We start from the raw sequence: 17,921 nt of genomic DNA, 5'->3' as shown, positions 1-17,921 counted from the left end.
ACCTATTTTTATTCAGATAATAAAGTTTCTGTATTTGTTCTATTTATCAGTGTTTTTGATATTATTGATAACGTTCGCTGCCTTCTTTTTTTCATCTTCTGTCAGCGGTTTCCAGATAAAACCTTTTCTGATATTTTTTTCGTCAATATACTGTGGGAAGATTCCTGCCTCTACGTCATCCAGAATATACCCCTGTGATATTGCGGGAAGCGGAGTATTGAAATTAAAAGGATAATTTTTTGATACATTGAATTTTAAGTTCCCTATACGGAAAGTTTCAAATTTGTTGTAATCATAGACTGAAGGTTTATACAGCTGCTCTTTTTTAAATGCGGCCATAAAGCTTCCGGGTTTAAAACTGGGAATATACTGACGGATGAAATCAGGAAAGCTTAAAAAACTGATAACCAGTAAACTTCCTATTGAAAAAAAAACAAATGAATTTCTTTTACTAAAATTAATGAGCAGAATAAAAAATATAACGAAAAATACATCAATAAAAAAGCGGTACTGTGCTGAAAAAGATAATACCAATGCACTTTTTATCAATAGTGAGATACAGATCACAGTAATGATCTTTTTCTTTTTAATAATAGCAAAAGCTATAAATGCTACCAGGCTTAAAATAAAAAATATATTGATTTTTGATTTGATTCCATCCAATATAAACCAATTTTTGATACTGTCATATGCTGAAAATTTCTGAATTTCTTCGTAAGTATACTGCATATCATAAGTTTTCAGAATGGCATATTTTGAAGATATTTTTAATACCTCCGGATTGGGTTTCCAACTTACCCCAATATCACCTATTGCTACCGGGAATACCGGGTATCCGAAGGTCCATAGATTTTTAATAAAGAATAGCAAAAGAATGAAGCATCCAAAAATCAGATTTTTATAATTGGGTTTAAAAATGAAAAAGGAACACAGAAATACCAATACGGGAAGCCATATCATAGTAGGTTTTATAGAGAAAACAAATACGGAATAGGCGAATAGAAGACTGATGTTTTTATTTCCTGTTATGATTTCATTTAAAACAATTAATGATAATATGATAACAGGCAGATCGGAACTGGGTACTTGTGAAAAAAAGCAGCAGTACCGGGATGAAACAAAGCTGGACCCAGCTTTTTCTTTCAAAAATATAAAGGCTATAAATAATAAGAAGTACGGCATTAATCCTCAGAAATGGATCAGAAAAATTGGAAAATCCTGTTTGGAAAATATGCCATACAGACATCTGGCCCAAGGTAAGGTCAAGATTGGAGATCCCTTTTACCATACCATATTCTGTGAGCCATTTGATAGTGGGAACATAATATCCAAAATGGTCTAACAGAAAGGGATAGAAAGAACTGCTGTAAAGAATAAATAATGAAATAATTCCAATAAGAATGGCATCTTTCATCGAAATCAGGAAAAAATTCAGATATATTTTCTTTTTGAAAAAAAACAGAATTCCTGCCAAAACGCAAGGGATTTCTACATATATATTAATAGGAATAAAAAATGCAGCTACTGTCCATAGGAGGCTCAATCCTAATATACCGTTTAAAATACTGCCAGAAATTCCTACAGATAAATTTCCGAAAAGCTTTTCCATAATTTTTCCCCAGCCAGCAAGGGTTGTAAGGATAAGAACCGATGAAAGTAAAAGTAAAATCATAAAAAAAGATTGCTTAAAAATAAGCAATCTTTAAATGTTATCGTGAAAATATTAATTACGTGGCTGAACTCTTCCGTCTTTTCTATCTCCAGCTCTACCGATGGTATAACCGGTTGCACCACCTACTACACCGCCGATTACGGCTCCGAGACCTCTGTTTTTCTTAGCAACAATAGCTCCCACTGCAGCACCACCTACAGCACCAATAGCGGTACCTTTAGCAGCTTTACTCCATCCTTTTTTCTGTTGCTGAGTAGTTCCCTGCGAAGAACTGCTTCCATTGTTTGCATAAGTTCCACTTCCGGAATTAGAGTTTGAGCCTCTGTCTCTATATATTGTTCTTGTTTCTCTTATGACCTTAGGTCTAGAATTATTGTTTGCAGTAGCAGTCGCTTTTTTACTTTCAGAGATACTGTCTGCTTTTTTTTCTGTGCTTCGTATAATAACTTTTCTTTCTCGATGGCCAGCTTTTGTTTTTCTATATCAAGCTGTCTTGCTTGAAATTCAAGTTTTTGCTCTTCTAGAGATTTTTCAGCTGTCCTGTCGTCTTTTTTGCAGGCTGTCATTAAGAAGACTGATAAAAAACCTGCTAATACTATCTTTTTCATAATTCAAATTTTTGTAAATAGTTTAGCCAAAACGGCAGTAACTGTATTTCTATTCTCAATTATGAAGCCAAAATTTAGTTAAGAAGTGTTAAAGTATTAAATTTTATATCAAAATCTCCTGTTTCAGACGTTTGTTGGGAACTTATTTCTTTTCGTAATGTAATTTTTAGTTAATGAATAGTTTTGATTCAGTTCATAAGAAATAATTATTTTTGAAAAACCAAATTACTTTATTATGAAAACATTAATTTTTAAAACGATGGCTTTTATGGCCCTATCGATGATCGCTGTTTCGTGTTCTTCCAATGATGATATGATGGAAACCACAAATCAGAAGGCTTATTCTGAAGCTTCTAAAGAGGCTTCTAAAGCGAAAACCTATAGACTGAGATTTGGACTTATTTCTACTAATGGTACCAAAACTCTGTCCGGAAATTATGATGTTGGTAGCTTTATTGCTAAAAACACGGTCACCGGAGAGGAATTTGATACCTATTATGGTGGTGGTTTTCAATCTCTTCCTGCATATTATGAAGGTGTTCCTGCAGGAACGTACACATTTACGGCATTACAAGGACAGGGAGGCTGGGTTGGTTATGGAACTGTGACAGGAACTGTTTCTGATGCTCAGGTAGATGCAGACGGATATGTTACAGTGTATGTTCCTATTACCTGGGAAGAATAATTTTTTGAGTAAAATACTGCATTCATTTTTTATAGATCCTCTCACGAGGATTTTTTTATAAATTGAAAGTTAATTTATTGATCAGTCTGTGAACTTTTGATAGAATTATAAATAGTTTGAATGACTGTACAGTATAATATAACTTATTTAATATCTGTTATGGACAATTAACTGAATATAATAGGTAGAAATACATAATAACATCTATTAAATGTTAAAAAATGACTTTTATGACTTGACTCATAAAATAAGATTGTAAAAGAAGTTAACTTTGATATAGATTAATAATAGATAATTTTAGCTCAAATTATAAGAATTTTTTTCATCATTTGTGTTTTTGAGGCCTCCACTATGGAGGCTTTTTTGTTTTTATCAAGCGCCTGATATAATTACCTAAAATATACTTTAATCATTGCATAAAAAACTCTCCTAATAGAGGAGAGTTAAAAAAAAGTATGATCTAAAAAAGTATTAAGATTATAAATATTGCTGTTGACACATTAAATTAGCAAGATAAATTGAATCGCATTTTTTCAAATGTAGAAATAAAACATCCTCTTAAAATATGATTTTAATCATAAAAAATGGATTTGGATCGATTTATAAATTGGGTTTAAGCTGCTTTAACAAAACAGGAATAAGGTTGTAACTACCCATTACGAGGGCGAATTTTGGAAAAATGTATCTAAAATAGTTTGGATATACACCACATGACCTTTAATAAAAATAAAGAAAATATTTTTTTGTAATAAATAGTTTTGGCACGATTTTTCAATGTAATCAAGCAACTCATGTTTAATTTGAGTTTTCATGGTTATTAGTTTTTATCCCCGAAGCAATTCGGGGATTTTTTTATATTCTTGTCAGAACTATTTTATATAGCACCATTTCATGATTAATATTTGAACACCAAAATGAAAAAAACTCTGAAGAGAGGGCTTTACTATCAAGCTAAACTAGTCTATAGCAGTTAACGGCTGTTTGTATTGATTTACATTATCTAAATAATAAGTAGGATAAGAATTATCGGAAATCTATTTTGTGTTTAATTTTACTTTAATATAAACATTTGGTTTATTTAGGTTTGAGTATAAGCATTTCCTAGTTAAGTAAATCCCACTTAGTAATGGGGATTTCCATTAGTACCTTAATTTAGAATCTACATATGTTTGAATATAACCGCATGTATTACAAAAAAACACTTTTAGTATTATTCCCTGATCAGGTTTAAATTCATGATTCCCTTCAGAAACTTTTTTTACTGTTGTTAAGGCGTAATTACCTTCTGCAGTTATCATAACATGGTTTGAGTCATTTGCACATTTAACTGTCCCTTCTTTAATTGGCATGATTTATTTGCTTTAATTGTTAGTTTTCGAAAATACTAACAATTCAAACAGACTCATTACGGTTTCCCGTAGTATTGTAACTACCTTCATATCCGTAAAGACACGGATTAATTATTTGTACACTTATAAATTCATATTTCTGAATAATTACACACTTTGTCTCCCCAATTGTCCAGGAAGTTTTTTTGGAGATGCTTAATGATTAAACAATGCTGATGGAACTAAACAGGATCTAGCATGGTTAAATAAACCTTATCATTTTGTATAGGATTGATAAATTTGCTCAAGCCTCACCAATAAAGGGTTTTATTTTTTGCGTCCATAAAAAGGCACTTTGATACCGATACTAGTAATTCTTCGTTTATTCGGAGTACTACGTGCATGTACGCAAGAAGGCATTATTAAATTTATACCAAATGATAAGGTTTTCTACACTCAATACATGCGTATAGAAGAAGTAATAATAAAGCATTATAGAAGAAAACTTTATGGATTGTTCTCTAAATCTAACCATTACGCGTGCGGGGATATTTAATATATCTGTATCTGTTCGCGCATGCATATAAAGAGAAAATCAAAATAATACGCGCCTGCGTGGGTGATGAATAAAAATGGGTAACTTAATGTAGAGAATTATATTATTAAATTTTAGTTCGGTTACAAAAGTTAATAATAACAAATTAAAACCGATTTTTTTTTAATAATATCACGGGGAGAATAATTATTTTGAATGTTGTTGACACAGAAATGGACGCAAAATAAAAACCTTTCTATAATCTACTGAAATTCAGTTTATATAGAAAGGCTTTGAGGTACCTAGCGGATTCGAACCGCTGTAGATGGTGTTGCAGACCACTGCCTAGCCGCTCGGCCAAAGTACCATTTTTACCATTTTTGAGGTGTGCAAATATAGCAAAAAATCTTTATGAACAAAAGTTTTTTAAATATTTTCTTTCGCTCCAATACTGCTGATATCGCTTTTTAGCTGTCTTTCAGCATCATAATTTTTTATGTTAATCACACGGGTATTACTCCAGCTGTCGTGAAGTCCGTTTTCACCGAAAAACGAAAGTTGGTCAATCAGTATAATTCCTCGGATAATATTCCTTAAAAAATAATTTCCTACAGAAGGTTTCTGTCCGTCTATCATAATGACTTTTGTTCCTGTGATTAATTTTCCCAGGCTTCGGCCTCCAGTAGTGGTTTCTACTAAGAATGTGAATAGGATATAGGAAATGATTCCCAGCAGTCTTTGTTCTATATCACTGGCATTGGCGATCAATCCTCTGTAAGCAGGACTGATGAGTGTAAGAATCATAAGCAGCACAAAAAATGCAATGTAAAAAGTAACAAGATCAATTAAATAATTGGCAAGTCTTGCGCCTTTGGAAGCTCTGTGTCTTTCAATAATGACTAAATGTTTTCGCATGGTTAGTTTTTAGTTTAAGTATAATTTAAATTCCGTTGAGTATTAGTTTTAAAGTGGCATTGGTGTCAATGACTGCCGTGATTCCTGAATTATTGAGAAGGATCTTGCTGGGTTTCAGATTGAAAACTCTTCCGTTCATTTTAAGACCTTTATAATATTCTTTATTAAATGCGTCTTCAATGCTCTTTTTAGAGGCCAGCTCCAGATCCTGAGTGGGTATTCCGTACTCATCTTCAATCATCTTTACGATCTTTCCCTTAAAAAGAAGGGTAGCTGTCTTTTGCAGAATATTAGCCGTTCTGAGATTGAATTTTGTATTGGAAAGGACTATTTTCTTTTTCATTTCGTCATAAACCGGAATTCCTGATATAAGGGCCTTGCCAGTGACATAACCTTCTGTTTCAGCTTCAACAATTACCCTTCCTTCAGCACCGTAAACCCTGACATCTTTGATCTTTACCTTGGAACCTCTTACGTCATATTCCTTGTTCATGAACATATTTCTTGCAATATTCGTCGCTTCAGAAAAAGGAACATTTGCAGTCGTCTGAAGAAGAAATTTGTCTGCCAGAACCGGGACAACATTAAAATTGCTCACTGATTTTATATTTGGTGAAGCTCCAGGCTTACTTCCCGTATAAGTTTCCGAATAAATATCCATTCCGATATTCGTAGTGATCTCATTTCCATAGAATTTCAATGGAGTGATATTCACGTTTACCGGACTTATTTTCAGCCAGGTATTATATTCCTCCGAAATATTAAAAGGCTGTGAAAAAACATTCCACGCCATCACTGCATACTGCTGGAAGTTCAGTTGGGCAGTCATCTGCTGGTCAATTGTTTTGGCGAATTTTCCCTGCTGTTCTCTCAGGCTTTTTTCTACAAGTGACGTGATGGGAATCTGTATTTTCCCGTAGTCCAGAACCGGCTTTGTTACCCATCTGAAGCCATTAGGTTGAGTATTGGTTGAAATAGTCCAGTTATTATTGAAACTCAACGTTGTATTAAAAGACATCACAGTTTCAAAAGTCGTGTTCTGATAAGAATAGACCCCCAATGTACCGATTCCTTTTTCAGCCCATATCTTTAAAGGAACCTCAATAAGAATATTTTGATTGGTACCACCTACCAAACGGATAGGACGGGTTTTCCATACTTTTACCTTAAACTGGTCATTATTATTATCAGTATAAGAATCGTCCTGGAATATCAGATCCTTTACCGAAGCATTGATCATATTACTGATCTCCGAAAGTGGAATCGTTACCGGCATGGTAATACTGGATTTGATCTTTGGAAAATTATATACTGCAGCTTGATTATCGACTGCTGTCTGCCCGAAAGCAAATGCAAAACTTAATATAAATAATAATTTGATGAATTTCAATGCTTATATTTTTTAATAAATATGAAAATTTTTATTGCCCATCAGGTTTGAAACTTTTTTCCAGTTCAATGCTTGCTCCCTTCATTTCGCCTTGCATCGGGGGAGAAGTTTTTGTGATCTTCAATTTAATATATGAAATCTGGGGAAAACTTTCGCTGATCTTCATAATAATCCTCCCGGCAACATGTTCCAGTAATTTAGATTTAACGTTCATTTCCTTGTGGATGATCTCATTGATGTCGGCATAGCTGATGGTATCATTCAGGTCATCCGTTTCCGCAGCTTTCCAAAGATCCGTATGCAGCTCTGTATTTAAAATATAATAGGTTCCGATGATGTTTTCTTCGGGAAGTACACCATGGTATGCATATATTTTTATCTCTTCAAGAAAGATCTTGCTCATTGTTCCTGATTTTTATTCAGCAAAAATCGTTTTAATTCTTCAAAATCCGGGTTTATTTCTACAGTTTTTTTATCCTTTTTCATCAGGGCTTCCAGGCTTGCAGGGATCTCAATAGTGATAGGTACTGCTTTTTCTACAGCTTCCGGGAATTTCACCGGATGGGCAGTTCCCAGTATAAATCCTTTTTTGCCAGAATTCTCATTGAGATATTGTTCCAGGGAAGCAAATGCAACGGCACTGTGAGGATCCAGAATATAACCATATTTTTCATAGACTTCTTTAATTGTTTCTAATGTAGAACGATCATTTATGGAATATCCGGAAACCACAGTCTTCAGCTTTTCAAATTGATGGTCAAAAAGTTCCAGAATTCTGGTGAAATTGCTTGGATCTCCCACATCCATGGCATTGGATAAGGTTGCAGCAGCTTTTTTAGGTTGATATTGATTGGTTTTTAAGTAATCCGGAACCACATCATTTTCATTACAGGCTGCAACAAAATGTTCCACCGGAAGTCCTCTGAAATAAGCCAGAAGCCCTGCACAGATATTTCCGAAATTTCCACTTGGAACACAGATCACAGGGTTTTCATTCTCCTGTTGTTTCCATTGTTTCAAAGCTAGTAAATAATAGATCTGCTGAGGAAGCCACCTGGCGATATTGATCGAATTGGCAGAAGTCAAAAACAGTTCGGTATTAATATTTTCATCCCCAAAAGCCTGCTTCACGAGATCCTGACAGTCATCGAAATTTCCGTTGACCTCCAATGCAGAAATATTTCCACCGAGCGCAGTAAGCTGTTTTTCCTGAACCTGGCTCACCCTATTTTTAGGATAAAGAATGACCACATTGATTCCCGGAACATTATAAAACCCATGTGCAACAGCTCCGCCTGTATCACCGGAAGTGGCCACAAGAACCGTTACTTTTTTATTTTCATTCTTCAGAAAATAAGACAGGCAGCGGCTCATAAATCTCGCGCCTACATCTTTAAATGCTAAAGTTGGGCCATGAAAAAGTTCCAGAACAGATATCCGGTCATTGATTTTTTTCAAAGGAATTTCAAAACTGATTGTTTCGGCAGCGATTTCTTGTATTATTTCAGCAGGAATTTCTTCATTGATAAAATCTTTCATACATCTGAAGGCGATCTCTTCATCAGAATAGAGATGTAAATTTTGAATAAACTCTTTTTCAAACTGAGGAATATTTTCCGGAAAAAATAGTCCTTTTTGCCTGCCCTGGCTTTTTATAGAAGCAGTTTTAAAATCAACGGTCTCCTGCTTGTCTTTTAGATTATAATAATTCATTGTTTTAATTTATTTGATTTTCATCATTAACCCTCCTCAACGATCTGGATTCCTGATGGATTTATTTTTGAAACATATACAAAACTCTCGATCCCGATCTCATCGTAAACAGATTTCATCAGTTGTGAGACTTTTTCTGCTGTTTCTTTTTTCTCTGCCAGCATAAAAATGGAAGGCCCGGACCCTGAAATTCCGCCTCCTAATGCACCAGCTTCTAAACTTTTTGTTTTGATTTCGTCAAATTTTGGAATCAGAATGCTCCGTACAGGCTCTATAATTACATCATTCAGGCTTCTTCCGATCAGAGAGACATCATTTTTCAGGATGCCGGCTACCAGTCCTGCGATATTTCCCCACTGTTGAACAGCATCTTTCAACAAAATATTTTTCTTCAAGATCTGCCTTGCATCGGAAGTTTTGACCTCTACCTGAGGATGTACGGCTGATACAAACAAATCCGGAGTGTTGAGCGGAATAATATCAATAGGAGAGGAGGATTTTACCAAGGTAATGCCGCCATAAATGCATGGGGCAATATTGTCTGCATGGCGAACCCCGGAAGCAAGTTCTTCCCCAAACATTGCAAAGTAAATCATTTCCTCATTAGACATGATATTTCCCAACAGAGCATTAGCCCCAAAAGCAGCTCCTGCAGCACTTGCCGCACTGGAACCGAGCCCGCTGCCCGGTTTTATATGTTTTCGGATCGTTACTTCAAACCCTTTTGTTAATTGAAAGTGCTGTTGGATATTCCGGAGTACAACCCCGGCTACATTGTGCGAAGGATCTTCGGGAAGACCAAAATGATCTTCATGCCTGATGATGATTTCCGGGGTATCCAGTAATTTCAGCTCCATTTCGTCATAAGGCTCATGGATGGCCATTCCCAGGATATCAAAGCCACAAACCAGATTGGCAACGGTAGCCGGAACTTTTATTTTTATCTTTTTCATAGTACTTATTTTAAACGGATCGTATAATGTCGGCAAAAACTCCACTGGCAGTTACTTCAGCACCCGCACCTGCACCTTTCACTACGAGAGGCTGCTCAGAATATCTTAAAGTTTTGAAGATAACGATATTGTCTTTACCATAAAGATGAAACAGATCACTATCCGGGGCAGCATGCTGGAGGCCTACTTTGGCTTTTCCGTCTCTAAATTCTGCGGTATATTTCAAGATCTTACCGTCTTTTTTTGCATTATTCAGCAGGCTTTTAAAATGATCTTCATATTCCGTAAGCTTCGCATAAAAGTCTTCCACGCTTCCCTGAAGACATTCCTCAGGCAGGAAACTTTCATTTTCAATACTTTCAAACTGTAAGGGATATCCGGCTTCCCTTGCTAAAATTAAAATCTTGCGGGCTACATCAGTTCCGGTAAGATCTAATCGTGGATCCGGTTCTGTATAGCCTTCTTTTTGTGCCTGTGCAACCACTTCCGAAAAGGTTTTGCTTCCGTCATAATGATTAAAAACAAAATTTAGAGTACCGCTTAATACCGCTTGAATAGAAGTGATCTTGTCTCCGCTTTTCATTAAATCATTAATCGTCCCAATAACCGGAAGTCCTGCGCCTACGTTGGTTTCAAAGTGGAAATGGCAGTTGTGGTTCCGTGCTGTATATTTTAGATTTTTGTATTTTTCAAAATCCGATGAAGCGGCAATTTTGTTGCAGGCTACGATATTAATACTTCTTTTTAACAGACTTTCATATACTTCCGGAACTTGTGAACTGGCTGTAACATCTATAAATACGGAGTTTCGTAGATTTCGTGAAATAATTTCCCCAGCAAATCCTTGAATAGTGGCCTCGGTGGCATTTTCGCTCCAGCTGCTGAATTCATTTTCAGGAATTCCTTTGTCCGCAAACAACATTTTTCGGCTGTTGGAAATTCCGGCAATCCTCAAATTGATCAGGTGATTTTCCTGCAGATACGCATTTTGTTCGTAGATCTGCTGAATCAGTTTTGAGCCTACATTACCTGTTCCGCAGAGATAAAGATGCACCTGTTTTATTTCTGATTCAAAGAATTCTTCGTGAAGAACATTGACTGCTTTTCTGATGTCTTTTTCTGAAACAACGATGCTGATATTTCTTTCTGAGGAACCCTGTGCAATAGCTCTTATATTAATTCCGTTATTACCAAGGCATCCAAACATTTTGGCACAAATGCCGCTTCTGTTCTTCATATTTTCTCCTACCAGTGCAACAATGGAAAGTCCGGTTTCTATTTTTACAGGAGCCATTTTATACAGTCTTATATCATCTTCAAAAGTTGAGTTGACTATGTTTTCGGCTTCATACATATCTTTTTCATTAACAGCTATAGTGATGGAATGCTCTGATGAGCCCTGGGTAATCAGAATAACATTTATTTTTTCAAAGCTTAAGCATTGAAAAAGTTTTGCAGAAATTCCGGGAATGCCCACCATTCCGCTTCCTTCCAGGGTAAGAAGTGCAATATGACTCATATTGGAAACTCCTGCGGCAATCTGTCGTTCTTCATTTGCTGGCTGGTTCAGGCTGTGAGAAATCAAAGTTCCGGGTGCATCGGGATCAAAAGTATTTTTGATTTTAAGGGCAATATTTTTTACCATCACAGGCTGTATGGACGGTGGATAAAGTACTTTAGCTCCAAAATGAGAAAGTTCCATGGCTTCATGATAAGAGATTTCGGGGATGGGTTTGGCATTGGAGACCAATCTTGGATCTGCAGTCATCATCCCGCTTACATCCGTCCAGATCTGAAGTTCCTCAGCCGAAACTGCTGCTGCAATGATAGCTGCAGTATAATCTGAACCTCCTCTTCCTAATGTTGTGGCATTGCCATTCTGATCTTTTGCAACAAAGCCTGGAGCAATAATAATCTGATTTTGATGATTCGTTACATAGTTTTTTAAATTTACTTCAGTTGCATCGAAATCAACTTTTGCATTGGTAAAGCTGTCGTCCGTTTTGATGTGGTCAGCGGCATTCATCCAGACACAGTCTAATCCTTCACACTGGAGTCTGGCTGCAATAATATTTGATGAAAGAAATTCACCGTAGGAAGTGATTCTATCCCTTATTTTATTGGTGAATTCACCTAATACAAAAATTCCGTTGTAGATATCTTCCATATCGTTAAAATGTTTTTTAACGAAGCTCAGCCATGTACTCTGCTCTAAAACTGGGATCAGTTTTTTAACAAGATCAAGATGGCTTTCTTCAAGTTTTTTTATGATAGGGATATAGCTCTCATCTTTAAAAGAAGCATATTCTGCCGCTTTTATCAGACTGTCTGTAACATTATGGAGCGCTGAAACTACAACAATGACCCTGTTCTGTGAGGATTCTTTTTTAATAATATTTTCTGCCAGAAGAATATTCCGGGCATTAGCAACGGATGTACCGCCGAATTTTAAGATTTTCATCTATTATTGATTTGAGGTTGGTAAAACGAAATGTTTACTCTTCAAAAAAAAGAGTACGGGTGCTGGAAATAATATGTGAAAATTTACCCCGCTATGGGGTAGTTGTTGTAGTTGTGAATGTAGAAACAGAAGACAGAACCGGAATAAGTAATTCCGATACAGAAATATCTGATATGTTTCTTAGAAAGTCCATTCTTTACCAGACAAATGTACAAATTATTTGGAAACACCAAAATTATTTTCGTTTACATTAAATTAATTTAAATCGATTTAATGGGATTTATTCATTTTAAAGAATGTTTTTTTCCTGTAGAATGGCTATATTTAGAATCTAAAACAAAATAGAATTACTATGAAAAATTTTAAAGAAAATGTCACGGGAAAAATTAGGAAAGATTAACGGAGGCGTTTCCAACTGTAGTGGATGTCCGACTGGCGGATTTGGTCCTGGTGGGCCTTCTGGAGGATTTGATTACTCATGTGAGGATTATAATGTGCTTCCAAGCCGATGCAAAAGCTGTGTTTTTGTTAGTTCGGAATGTTTCCAATAAACCGGTAGCGAAAAATTGCAGGACTGTCTGAAAAGGCAGTCTTTTTTTTGCTATTTGTTACAGAAATAGTTTAGAATGCATCACTTACTCAATATTCAGCTACATCTGCTAGTTCTGGTTTTGTTTTAAATTATTTGAGGTTCATCTTTGTTTAGCATATCAACGGTGTGTGAGAAATTTAATCTTAAATATTATGAAAAAACTTAAAAAACTCTCAAGAGGAGAATTAAAAACAGTTGCAGGTGCGGGGATAGACTGCGGTCCGTTTCCATGTGTATGTATATATACCCACTACTGGTGTGAGTACTCGAAAAAATGCATTCCTAAAGGAATCTATTGTGGGAAAATTCCGGTAGAAATAGATAACTAAAAGAGTTTCAGATCAAAACATGTTATGGTGCTTTTTGTAATTGTAACCGCAGCAATGGAATAGTCCTGTCGGCGTGTGTCTGGAAATATTATACTCTTATGTTTTACTAAATACTTTATTAACAATAAAAACAAGTATTATGAGAAAATTATCAAAACAACAGTTGAAAAAAATCAATGGTGCAGCGTGTCCTGGCGGTTGTCCTTACCCTGCAGGAACTACTTTTGGGCCTCCGGGATCTGGAGCAACCCGTAGCTGTCAACAATATACAGCTTTGTCAAGCTGTTGCAAAGGGCAGTATCTTGTCATGCCGAGTTGTGTAGGTCCGGTGATTAATTAGTCTATTATTCCTAACTATGTGATATTTTTAACATATGATGTTTAAAATACTATATATTTATTGAACAAAATAAATTACTATGAAAAATCTAAAAAATCTATCCAGAGAAGAAAAAAGTAAAATCAGTGGCGGATTTACCGAGTTTCAGATTGAAACATGTGGTGGTGCTGCGTATGTATGCTTCCGTGGCGGTGGTGCCTGGGGCTGCTGGAGAACTCCGGGAGGCACTTGCTATCCTCCGATGGTGTAATGCTTACAAAAATTAATGAAGGTTTTCGGAGGTTCAGTAATCAGTCATTTGTTTTAGCTTTCAGGTACAACTGTTTATATTTTGATTGAAAATGTTATATTTGATAGATCAAAATAAAATTAATATGAAAAATTTGAAAAAATTAAACAGAGAAAACCTGAAGTCTATTAACGGGGGAAATGTCTGTTATGAAAACTGTCCTCCGGGCCCTTACGGACCGGCACCGGATTATCCAAGATCATGTGATGACTATAATGCTTTGCCGGCTTGTTGTAAATTACGGGTTTTAGTAGATTATCGTTGTTCGGATCCTTTTTAAGAAATGAAAAAGCACTGTGAAAACAGTGCTTTTATTTTAACAATTATCTGGAATGTATTGTCCTCTTGGAACGCAAATAAGTTCACCAATGCAACCGACTCCGCAAGTTTCATGAATTTCACAATTCAGATTGCAAATTCCACCTCCGCCGTTTACATTTTTTAATACCTTCCGATCTAGCTTTTTCAAATTTTTCATGTTGAATATTTTATGAGTTTAAATTCAAATATAATAAATATTCAGTACATGGTGATAAATTATTTTATGCTTTTCGAAAGATCCAGCATAGCTTCAATTGGCTTCAGCGCTCTTAGACGAAGCTCCTCGTCAATAAGGATTTCCGGAAGCTCATATTTCATACACAGGTATAATTTCTCCATGGTGTTGCGTTTCATATAGAAACATTCCGAACAGTTACAGCTTTCATCAAAAACAAGAGCGGGAATAAGTTCCTTGTGCGGTGCACGTTTTCTCATTTCGTGAAGAATTCCTTCTTCGGTGGCGATAATGAATTTCTGACAGTCGTCTTTTTCTACAAAATTCAACAGGGCAGAAGTAGAGCCGATAAAGTGAGCCAGTTTTAAAACGGCTTCCTCACTTTCAGGGTGTGCAATAAGTTTAGCATCCGGATTGTCTGCAAGCTGTTGTGCAATTCTTTCCATAGAAAATGCTTCGTGTACAATACAGCTTCCGTCCCAAAGGATCATATCACGACCTGTTTTCTTAGAGAGATACCTTCCTAAGTTTTTATCCGGTGCAAAGATAATAGGCCTGTCTTTTGGTAAGGCTTCAATGACGGTTTCAGCATTTGAACTGGTCACTATGATATCACTTTCTGCTTTAGTTTCTGCATTACAGTTGATGTAAGTGGCAATCAAAGCGTTTGGGTGCTGTTCACGCATTTTTCTTAACCCTTCTCCTGAACATCCGTCTGCCAGAGAGCATCCAGCCATGGTATCCGGAAGAACTACTTTTTTAGTCGGGTTCAGAATCTTAGCGGCTTCAGCCATAAAATGTACCCCGCAGAATACGATCATGTCCGCATTGGTATCTTTGGCCTGTCTTGCCAGCTGCAGAGAATCTCCAAGGAAATCAGCGATATCCTGAATTTCTCCCGGCTGGTAATAATGGGCAAGGATCACCGCATTTTTTTCTTCTTTAAGTTTCAGAATAGCTTTCACCAATTCTTCTCCTTGAGGGATTGCTATGTCTTTAATATCCAGAAATCCTCTTACAGGAATCGCAGATTTAGCTTTTTCTAATGTTTCGGTACTCATATCAACCTCAATTTTTGATTATAGAAGTTAGAGATTAGAAATGAGAAGTTAGAGTTTCGATACGACTCAAATGGTATAATGGGAACTAACTTCACATTTATAGCTTCTAGTTTCTTTCTATAAAATTTTTTATTAAACTTTCTATTTCTTTTTTTGCTTCATCAAGATCGGTATTAATGACGATCCTGTCAAACTCTTTCGCAAAGGTCATTTCTTCTTCAGCCTTTGCTACACGGGTTTTTATGGTTTCTGCATCATCCGTGTTTCTGGTAATCAATCTTCGTTCCAATTCTTCTATGGAAGGAGGTTCAATGAAAATGGACAATGCTTTTTCTCCAAAATATTTTTTTAAAGAAATTCCCCCTTTTACATCCACATCAAAAATAACTACTTTTTCCTGATTCCAGATTTTTTCCACTTCAGATTTTAAAGTACCGTAATATTTGTCAGTATATACTTCTTCATATTCTACAAAAGCATCTTCCTTTATTTTCTGTCTGAATTCATCCGGACTTAAAAAATGATAATCTACTGCATGGGCTTCACTTCCTCTTGGCTGCCTTGTAGTGCAGGAGATAGAAAATGCCAGTTGAGGAAATGTTTCCAGAGAATGTTTTACTAATGTAGTTTTTCCGCTCCCCGATGGTGCTGAAAATATGATAACTTTATTCATTCAGATTAGAGATTTTTAGATCAGAGATACGAGATGGATCTCTTGTCTATAGGTCTATGGTCTATAATACGTTTAACGTCTGTTCTTTTATTTTTTCCAAATCATCCTTCATCATAACCACCAGTTTCTGGATCTCTGCATGATTGGCTTTTGAACCTAAAGTATTGATCTCTCTTCCAATTTCCTGAGAAATAAAACCAAGTTTTTTCCCGTTGAAATCTTCATTATCCATTACTTCTTTGTAGTATTTCAAATGCTGGGTAAGTCTCACTTTTTCTTCAGCAATATCAAGTTTCTCTGTAAAATACGCCATTTCCTGGTAGAAACGGGTTTCGTCTACATTCTCGAATTCTTTTAACGATTTTTGATAACGTTCTTTTACTGCAATGATTCTTTCTTCTTCAAAAGGAATCACTTCTGAAAGATATTTATCAATATTCTGGATATTTCTTTCCAGTTCTTCGTGTAGAATACCACCTTCGGTTTTTCTGAATTCCATGAATCGGTCTACAGCTGCGTGAACTATTTTTGCTAAAGATTCCCATTCACCTTCTGTAAGTTCATCGGGTCTCGAAGAAATAGCATCAGGAAGTCTTACCGCCATTTTCAGGTACTCAAAATCAGGTCCGTCGGAAGCAATCGTACGAAGTTCGTTCATATAAGAATCTATTAAACTCCTGTTGATCTTCACATCATTTGTCTCTTCAAGATTCTCCAGGTTGATATAGCAGTCTACTTTCCCACGGATAATTCTGTCGTTAAGGATTTTTCTGATCTCGAATTCTTTCTCTTTATAACGCAAAGGAACTTTGATATTTAAATCAAAGCTTTTGCTGTTCAGTGATTTAATATCTATCGAAATCTTTTTCCCTTCAAAAACACCTTCGGCTCGGCCGAATCCGGTCATTGATAAAATCATAGTTTTTTATTGTTGTACAAAGATAAACATTTAAATTAGCACTGTGAAAAATTTGATTTCTGTAGTAGGACCCACTGGAATTGGAAAAACGAGACTGGCTATTGATCTCGCGGCTCATTTCAATACTGAGATTATTTCTTGTGATTCGCGTCAGTTTTTTCGGGAAATGAAAATCGGTACTGCTTCACCTTCCGCAGAAGAACTGGCGGAGGCACCTCATCATTTTATCGGGAATCTTTCAGTTCAGGAATATTATTCTATCGGGCAGTATGAAGAAGATGCTTTAAAAAAACTCAATGAACTTTTCGTCAGTCATGATACCGTCATTTTGGTCGGTGGAAGTATGATGTATGAAAAAGCAGTGATTGAAGGTCTGAATGATTTACCGGAAGCTAATGAAGATAATCAGAAAAAGCTTCAGGAAGTCTTTGATAAGGAAGGAATAGAAAAACTTCAGGAAATATTGAAAGAGCTCGATCCTGAGTATTTTGAAATAGTGGATTTTCATAATCACAGAAGACTGTTACGGGCAATTGACGTAATCTGGCAAACGGATAAAAAATATTCTGAACTTATTGCTGTTTCTCAGGATTCAAGAGATTTTAACGTGATCCGCATCGGAATTGAAGCTCCAAGAGAAGATCTGTATGACAGAATCAACAGACGGGTAGATATCATGATGGAGAAGGGTCTGTTGGATGAAGCAAAAGGTTTAGAGAAATTTAAGAGCCTAACTGCTTTAAATACAGTTGGCTATGCGGAGTTATTCAAATATTTCGATGGCGAATGGGATTTGGATTTTGCTGTTTCTGAAATTAAGAAAAACAGCCGGAGATATGCAAAACGACAGCTGACGTGGTATAGAAAAGCGGATGATATTCATTATTTGCCATTGGGGTATTCACAGAAAGATTTTGAGGATCTGCTTCAGTGGATCTCTGAACAGGGACAAGGATAATTCT

At 35.9% G+C, this 17,921-nt stretch carries 21 protein-coding genes and 1 tRNA gene; 7 read left to right on the top strand and 15 right to left on the bottom strand.

From position 1 onward, the window contains the following. Positions 1-39: 39 nt before the first annotated feature. The 4 genes from QF044_RS14595 to QF044_RS14580 form a co-directional block, all read right to left on the bottom strand. A complete protein-coding gene (locus QF044_RS14595) occupies positions 40-960 on the bottom strand; it encodes a hypothetical protein (protein WP_307268711.1) in 921 nt (306 codons plus the stop codon). A gap of 73 nt (positions 961-1,033) precedes the next feature. Continuing rightward, positions 1,034-1,672: a hypothetical protein gene (locus QF044_RS14590; protein WP_307268709.1), complete on the bottom strand. Its 639-nt coding sequence runs from the start codon at positions 1,670-1,672 to the stop codon at positions 1,034-1,036. Between the two features lie 51 nt (positions 1,673-1,723). Next, positions 1,724-1,855, bottom strand: a complete 132-nt coding sequence (locus QF044_RS14585; RefSeq protein WP_307268706.1) for a glycine zipper domain-containing protein — start codon at positions 1,853-1,855, stop codon at positions 1,724-1,726. Between the two features lie 167 nt (positions 1,856-2,022). Beyond that, on the bottom strand, positions 2,023-2,280 hold the full coding sequence (locus QF044_RS14580) for a hypothetical protein (RefSeq protein WP_307268705.1): 258 nt from the start codon (positions 2,278-2,280) through the stop codon (positions 2,023-2,025). Between the two features lie 235 nt (positions 2,281-2,515). Here QF044_RS14580 and QF044_RS14575 point away from each other — a divergent pair, with 235 nt between their 5' ends. Continuing rightward, complete coding sequence (locus QF044_RS14575) at positions 2,516-2,965, top strand: hypothetical protein (RefSeq protein ID WP_307268702.1); 450 nt, start codon at positions 2,516-2,518, stop codon at positions 2,963-2,965. Positions 2,966-4,104: 1,139 nt separating this feature from the next. Here QF044_RS14575 and QF044_RS14570 read toward each other — a convergent pair. From QF044_RS14570 to thrA, 8 genes are all read right to left on the bottom strand, one after another. Beyond that, on the bottom strand, positions 4,105-4,314 hold the full coding sequence (locus tag QF044_RS14570; protein ID WP_307268700.1) for a hypothetical protein: 210 nt from the start codon (positions 4,312-4,314) through the stop codon (positions 4,105-4,107). An 810-nt stretch (positions 4,315-5,124) separates the two neighbouring features. Further along, positions 5,125-5,195, bottom strand: a tRNA-Cys gene (locus tag QF044_RS14565). 59 nt (positions 5,196-5,254) lie between these two features. Beyond that, positions 5,255-5,743, bottom strand: a complete 489-nt coding sequence (locus QF044_RS14560; protein WP_307268697.1) for an RDD family protein — start codon at positions 5,741-5,743, stop codon at positions 5,255-5,257. Positions 5,744-5,768: 25 nt separating this feature from the next. Continuing rightward, on the bottom strand, positions 5,769-7,133 hold the full coding sequence (locus tag QF044_RS14555; protein ID WP_307268694.1) for a DUF4403 family protein: 1,365 nt from the start codon (positions 7,131-7,133) through the stop codon (positions 5,769-5,771). Between the two features lie 31 nt (positions 7,134-7,164). Further along, on the bottom strand, positions 7,165-7,536 hold the full coding sequence (gene folB / locus QF044_RS14550) for a dihydroneopterin aldolase (RefSeq protein WP_307268690.1): 372 nt from the start codon (positions 7,534-7,536) through the stop codon (positions 7,165-7,167). Next, a complete protein-coding gene (thrC, locus tag QF044_RS14545) occupies positions 7,533-8,846 on the bottom strand; it encodes a threonine synthase (RefSeq protein WP_307268688.1) in 1,314 nt (437 codons plus the stop codon). The genes folB and thrC overlap by 4 nt, the downstream gene beginning before the upstream one ends. A 26-nt stretch (positions 8,847-8,872) precedes the next feature. Continuing rightward, positions 8,873-9,799, bottom strand: coding sequence for a homoserine kinase (locus QF044_RS14540; protein ID WP_307268684.1), 927 nt, complete (start codon positions 9,797-9,799; stop codon positions 8,873-8,875). A gap of 10 nt (positions 9,800-9,809) precedes the next feature. Then, positions 9,810-12,260, bottom strand: a complete 2,451-nt coding sequence (thrA, locus tag QF044_RS14535; protein ID WP_307268682.1) for a bifunctional aspartate kinase/homoserine dehydrogenase I — start codon at positions 12,258-12,260, stop codon at positions 9,810-9,812. 371 nt (positions 12,261-12,631) lie between these two features. Here thrA and QF044_RS14530 point away from each other — a divergent pair, with 371 nt between their 5' ends. The 5 genes from QF044_RS14530 to QF044_RS14510 all read left to right on the top strand — a co-directional run bounded on the left by QF044_RS14530 (position 12,632) and on the right by QF044_RS14510 (position 14,090). Beyond that, a complete protein-coding gene (locus QF044_RS14530; RefSeq protein WP_307268679.1) occupies positions 12,632-12,811 on the top strand; it encodes a hypothetical protein in 180 nt (59 codons plus the stop codon). A 193-nt stretch (positions 12,812-13,004) separates the two neighbouring features. Further along, positions 13,005-13,181 (top strand): hypothetical protein, encoded by a 177-nt coding sequence (locus QF044_RS14525; protein ID WP_307268676.1) that lies wholly within the window; start codon positions 13,005-13,007, stop codon positions 13,179-13,181. Positions 13,182-13,320: 139 nt separating this feature from the next. Then, on the top strand, positions 13,321-13,521 hold the full coding sequence (locus QF044_RS14520) for a hypothetical protein (protein WP_307268674.1): 201 nt from the start codon (positions 13,321-13,323) through the stop codon (positions 13,519-13,521). A gap of 79 nt (positions 13,522-13,600) precedes the next feature. After that, positions 13,601-13,771, top strand: a complete 171-nt coding sequence (locus tag QF044_RS14515) for a hypothetical protein (RefSeq protein WP_307268671.1) — start codon at positions 13,601-13,603, stop codon at positions 13,769-13,771. A 124-nt stretch (positions 13,772-13,895) separates the two neighbouring features. Next, positions 13,896-14,090, top strand: a complete 195-nt coding sequence (locus QF044_RS14510; RefSeq protein ID WP_307268669.1) for a hypothetical protein — start codon at positions 13,896-13,898, stop codon at positions 14,088-14,090. Between the two features lie 257 nt (positions 14,091-14,347). On the opposite strand, the gene nadA is transcribed toward QF044_RS14510, so the two are convergent. From nadA to QF044_RS14495, 3 genes are all read right to left on the bottom strand, one after another. Continuing rightward, positions 14,348-15,367, bottom strand: a complete 1,020-nt coding sequence (gene nadA / locus QF044_RS14505; protein ID WP_307268665.1) for a quinolinate synthase NadA — start codon at positions 15,365-15,367, stop codon at positions 14,348-14,350. Between the two features lie 106 nt (positions 15,368-15,473). Continuing rightward, positions 15,474-16,040 (bottom strand): guanylate kinase, encoded by a 567-nt coding sequence (gene gmk, locus QF044_RS14500; RefSeq protein ID WP_307268663.1) that lies wholly within the window; start codon positions 16,038-16,040, stop codon positions 15,474-15,476. A 61-nt stretch (positions 16,041-16,101) separates the two neighbouring features. Continuing rightward, positions 16,102-16,947: a YicC family protein gene (locus QF044_RS14495; RefSeq protein WP_307268660.1), complete on the bottom strand. Its 846-nt coding sequence runs from the start codon at positions 16,945-16,947 to the stop codon at positions 16,102-16,104. 55 nt (positions 16,948-17,002) lie between these two features. Between QF044_RS14495 and miaA the strand changes: the two genes are divergently transcribed. Continuing rightward, entirely contained in the window at positions 17,003-17,917 is a 915-nt protein-coding gene (miaA, locus tag QF044_RS14490; protein ID WP_307268657.1) for a tRNA (adenosine(37)-N6)-dimethylallyltransferase MiaA, read from the top strand. Positions 17,918-17,921: the final 4 nt, after the last annotated feature.

The sequence above is a fragment of the Chryseobacterium sp. W4I1 genome (genome assembly GCF_030816115.1).
Taxonomy (GTDB): domain Bacteria; phylum Bacteroidota; class Bacteroidia; order Flavobacteriales; family Weeksellaceae; genus Chryseobacterium.
Note: the sequence above shows the minus strand (reverse complement) of the source record. Positions and strands in the feature narration are given on the sequence as shown.

Bases quoted from the DNA above. Each gene is read 5' to 3' on its own strand.
- QF044_RS14595 (WP_307268711.1), bottom strand. From the start codon at position 960: ATGATATGGCTTCCCGTATTGGTATTTCTGTGTTCCTTTTTCATTTTT.
- QF044_RS14590 (WP_307268709.1), bottom strand. From the start codon at position 1,672: ATGATTTTACTTTTACTTTCATCGGTTCTTATCCTTACAACCCTTGCT.
- QF044_RS14580 (WP_307268705.1), bottom strand. From the start codon at position 2,280: ATGAAAAAGATAGTATTAGCAGGTTTTTTATCAGTCTTCTTAATGACA.
- QF044_RS14575 (WP_307268702.1), top strand. From the start codon at position 2,516: ATGAAAACATTAATTTTTAAAACGATGGCTTTTATGGCCCTATCGATG.
- QF044_RS14570 (WP_307268700.1), bottom strand. From the start codon at position 4,314: ATGCCAATTAAAGAAGGGACAGTTAAATGTGCAAATGACTCAAACCAT.
- QF044_RS14560 (WP_307268697.1), bottom strand. From the start codon at position 5,743: ATGCGAAAACATTTAGTCATTATTGAAAGACACAGAGCTTCCAAAGGC.
- folB (WP_307268690.1), bottom strand. From the start codon at position 7,536: ATGAGCAAGATCTTTCTTGAAGAGATAAAAATATATGCATACCATGGT.
- thrC (WP_307268688.1), bottom strand. From the start codon at position 8,846: ATGAATTATTATAATCTAAAAGACAAGCAGGAGACCGTTGATTTTAAA.
- QF044_RS14540 (WP_307268684.1), bottom strand. From the start codon at position 9,799: ATGAAAAAGATAAAAATAAAAGTTCCGGCTACCGTTGCCAATCTGGTT.
- thrA (WP_307268682.1), bottom strand. From the start codon at position 12,260: ATGAAAATCTTAAAATTCGGCGGTACATCCGTTGCTAATGCCCGGAAT.
- QF044_RS14530 (WP_307268679.1), top strand. From the start codon at position 12,632: ATGTCACGGGAAAAATTAGGAAAGATTAACGGAGGCGTTTCCAACTGT.
- QF044_RS14525 (WP_307268676.1), top strand. From the start codon at position 13,005: ATGAAAAAACTTAAAAAACTCTCAAGAGGAGAATTAAAAACAGTTGCA.
- QF044_RS14520 (WP_307268674.1), top strand. From the start codon at position 13,321: ATGAGAAAATTATCAAAACAACAGTTGAAAAAAATCAATGGTGCAGCG.
- QF044_RS14515 (WP_307268671.1), top strand. From the start codon at position 13,601: ATGAAAAATCTAAAAAATCTATCCAGAGAAGAAAAAAGTAAAATCAGT.
- QF044_RS14510 (WP_307268669.1), top strand. From the start codon at position 13,896: ATGAAAAATTTGAAAAAATTAAACAGAGAAAACCTGAAGTCTATTAAC.
- nadA (WP_307268665.1), bottom strand. From the start codon at position 15,367: ATGAGTACCGAAACATTAGAAAAAGCTAAATCTGCGATTCCTGTAAGA.
- gmk (WP_307268663.1), bottom strand. From the start codon at position 16,040: ATGAATAAAGTTATCATATTTTCAGCACCATCGGGGAGCGGAAAAACT.
- QF044_RS14495 (WP_307268660.1), bottom strand. From the start codon at position 16,947: ATGACCGGATTCGGCCGAGCCGAAGGTGTTTTTGAAGGGAAAAAGATT.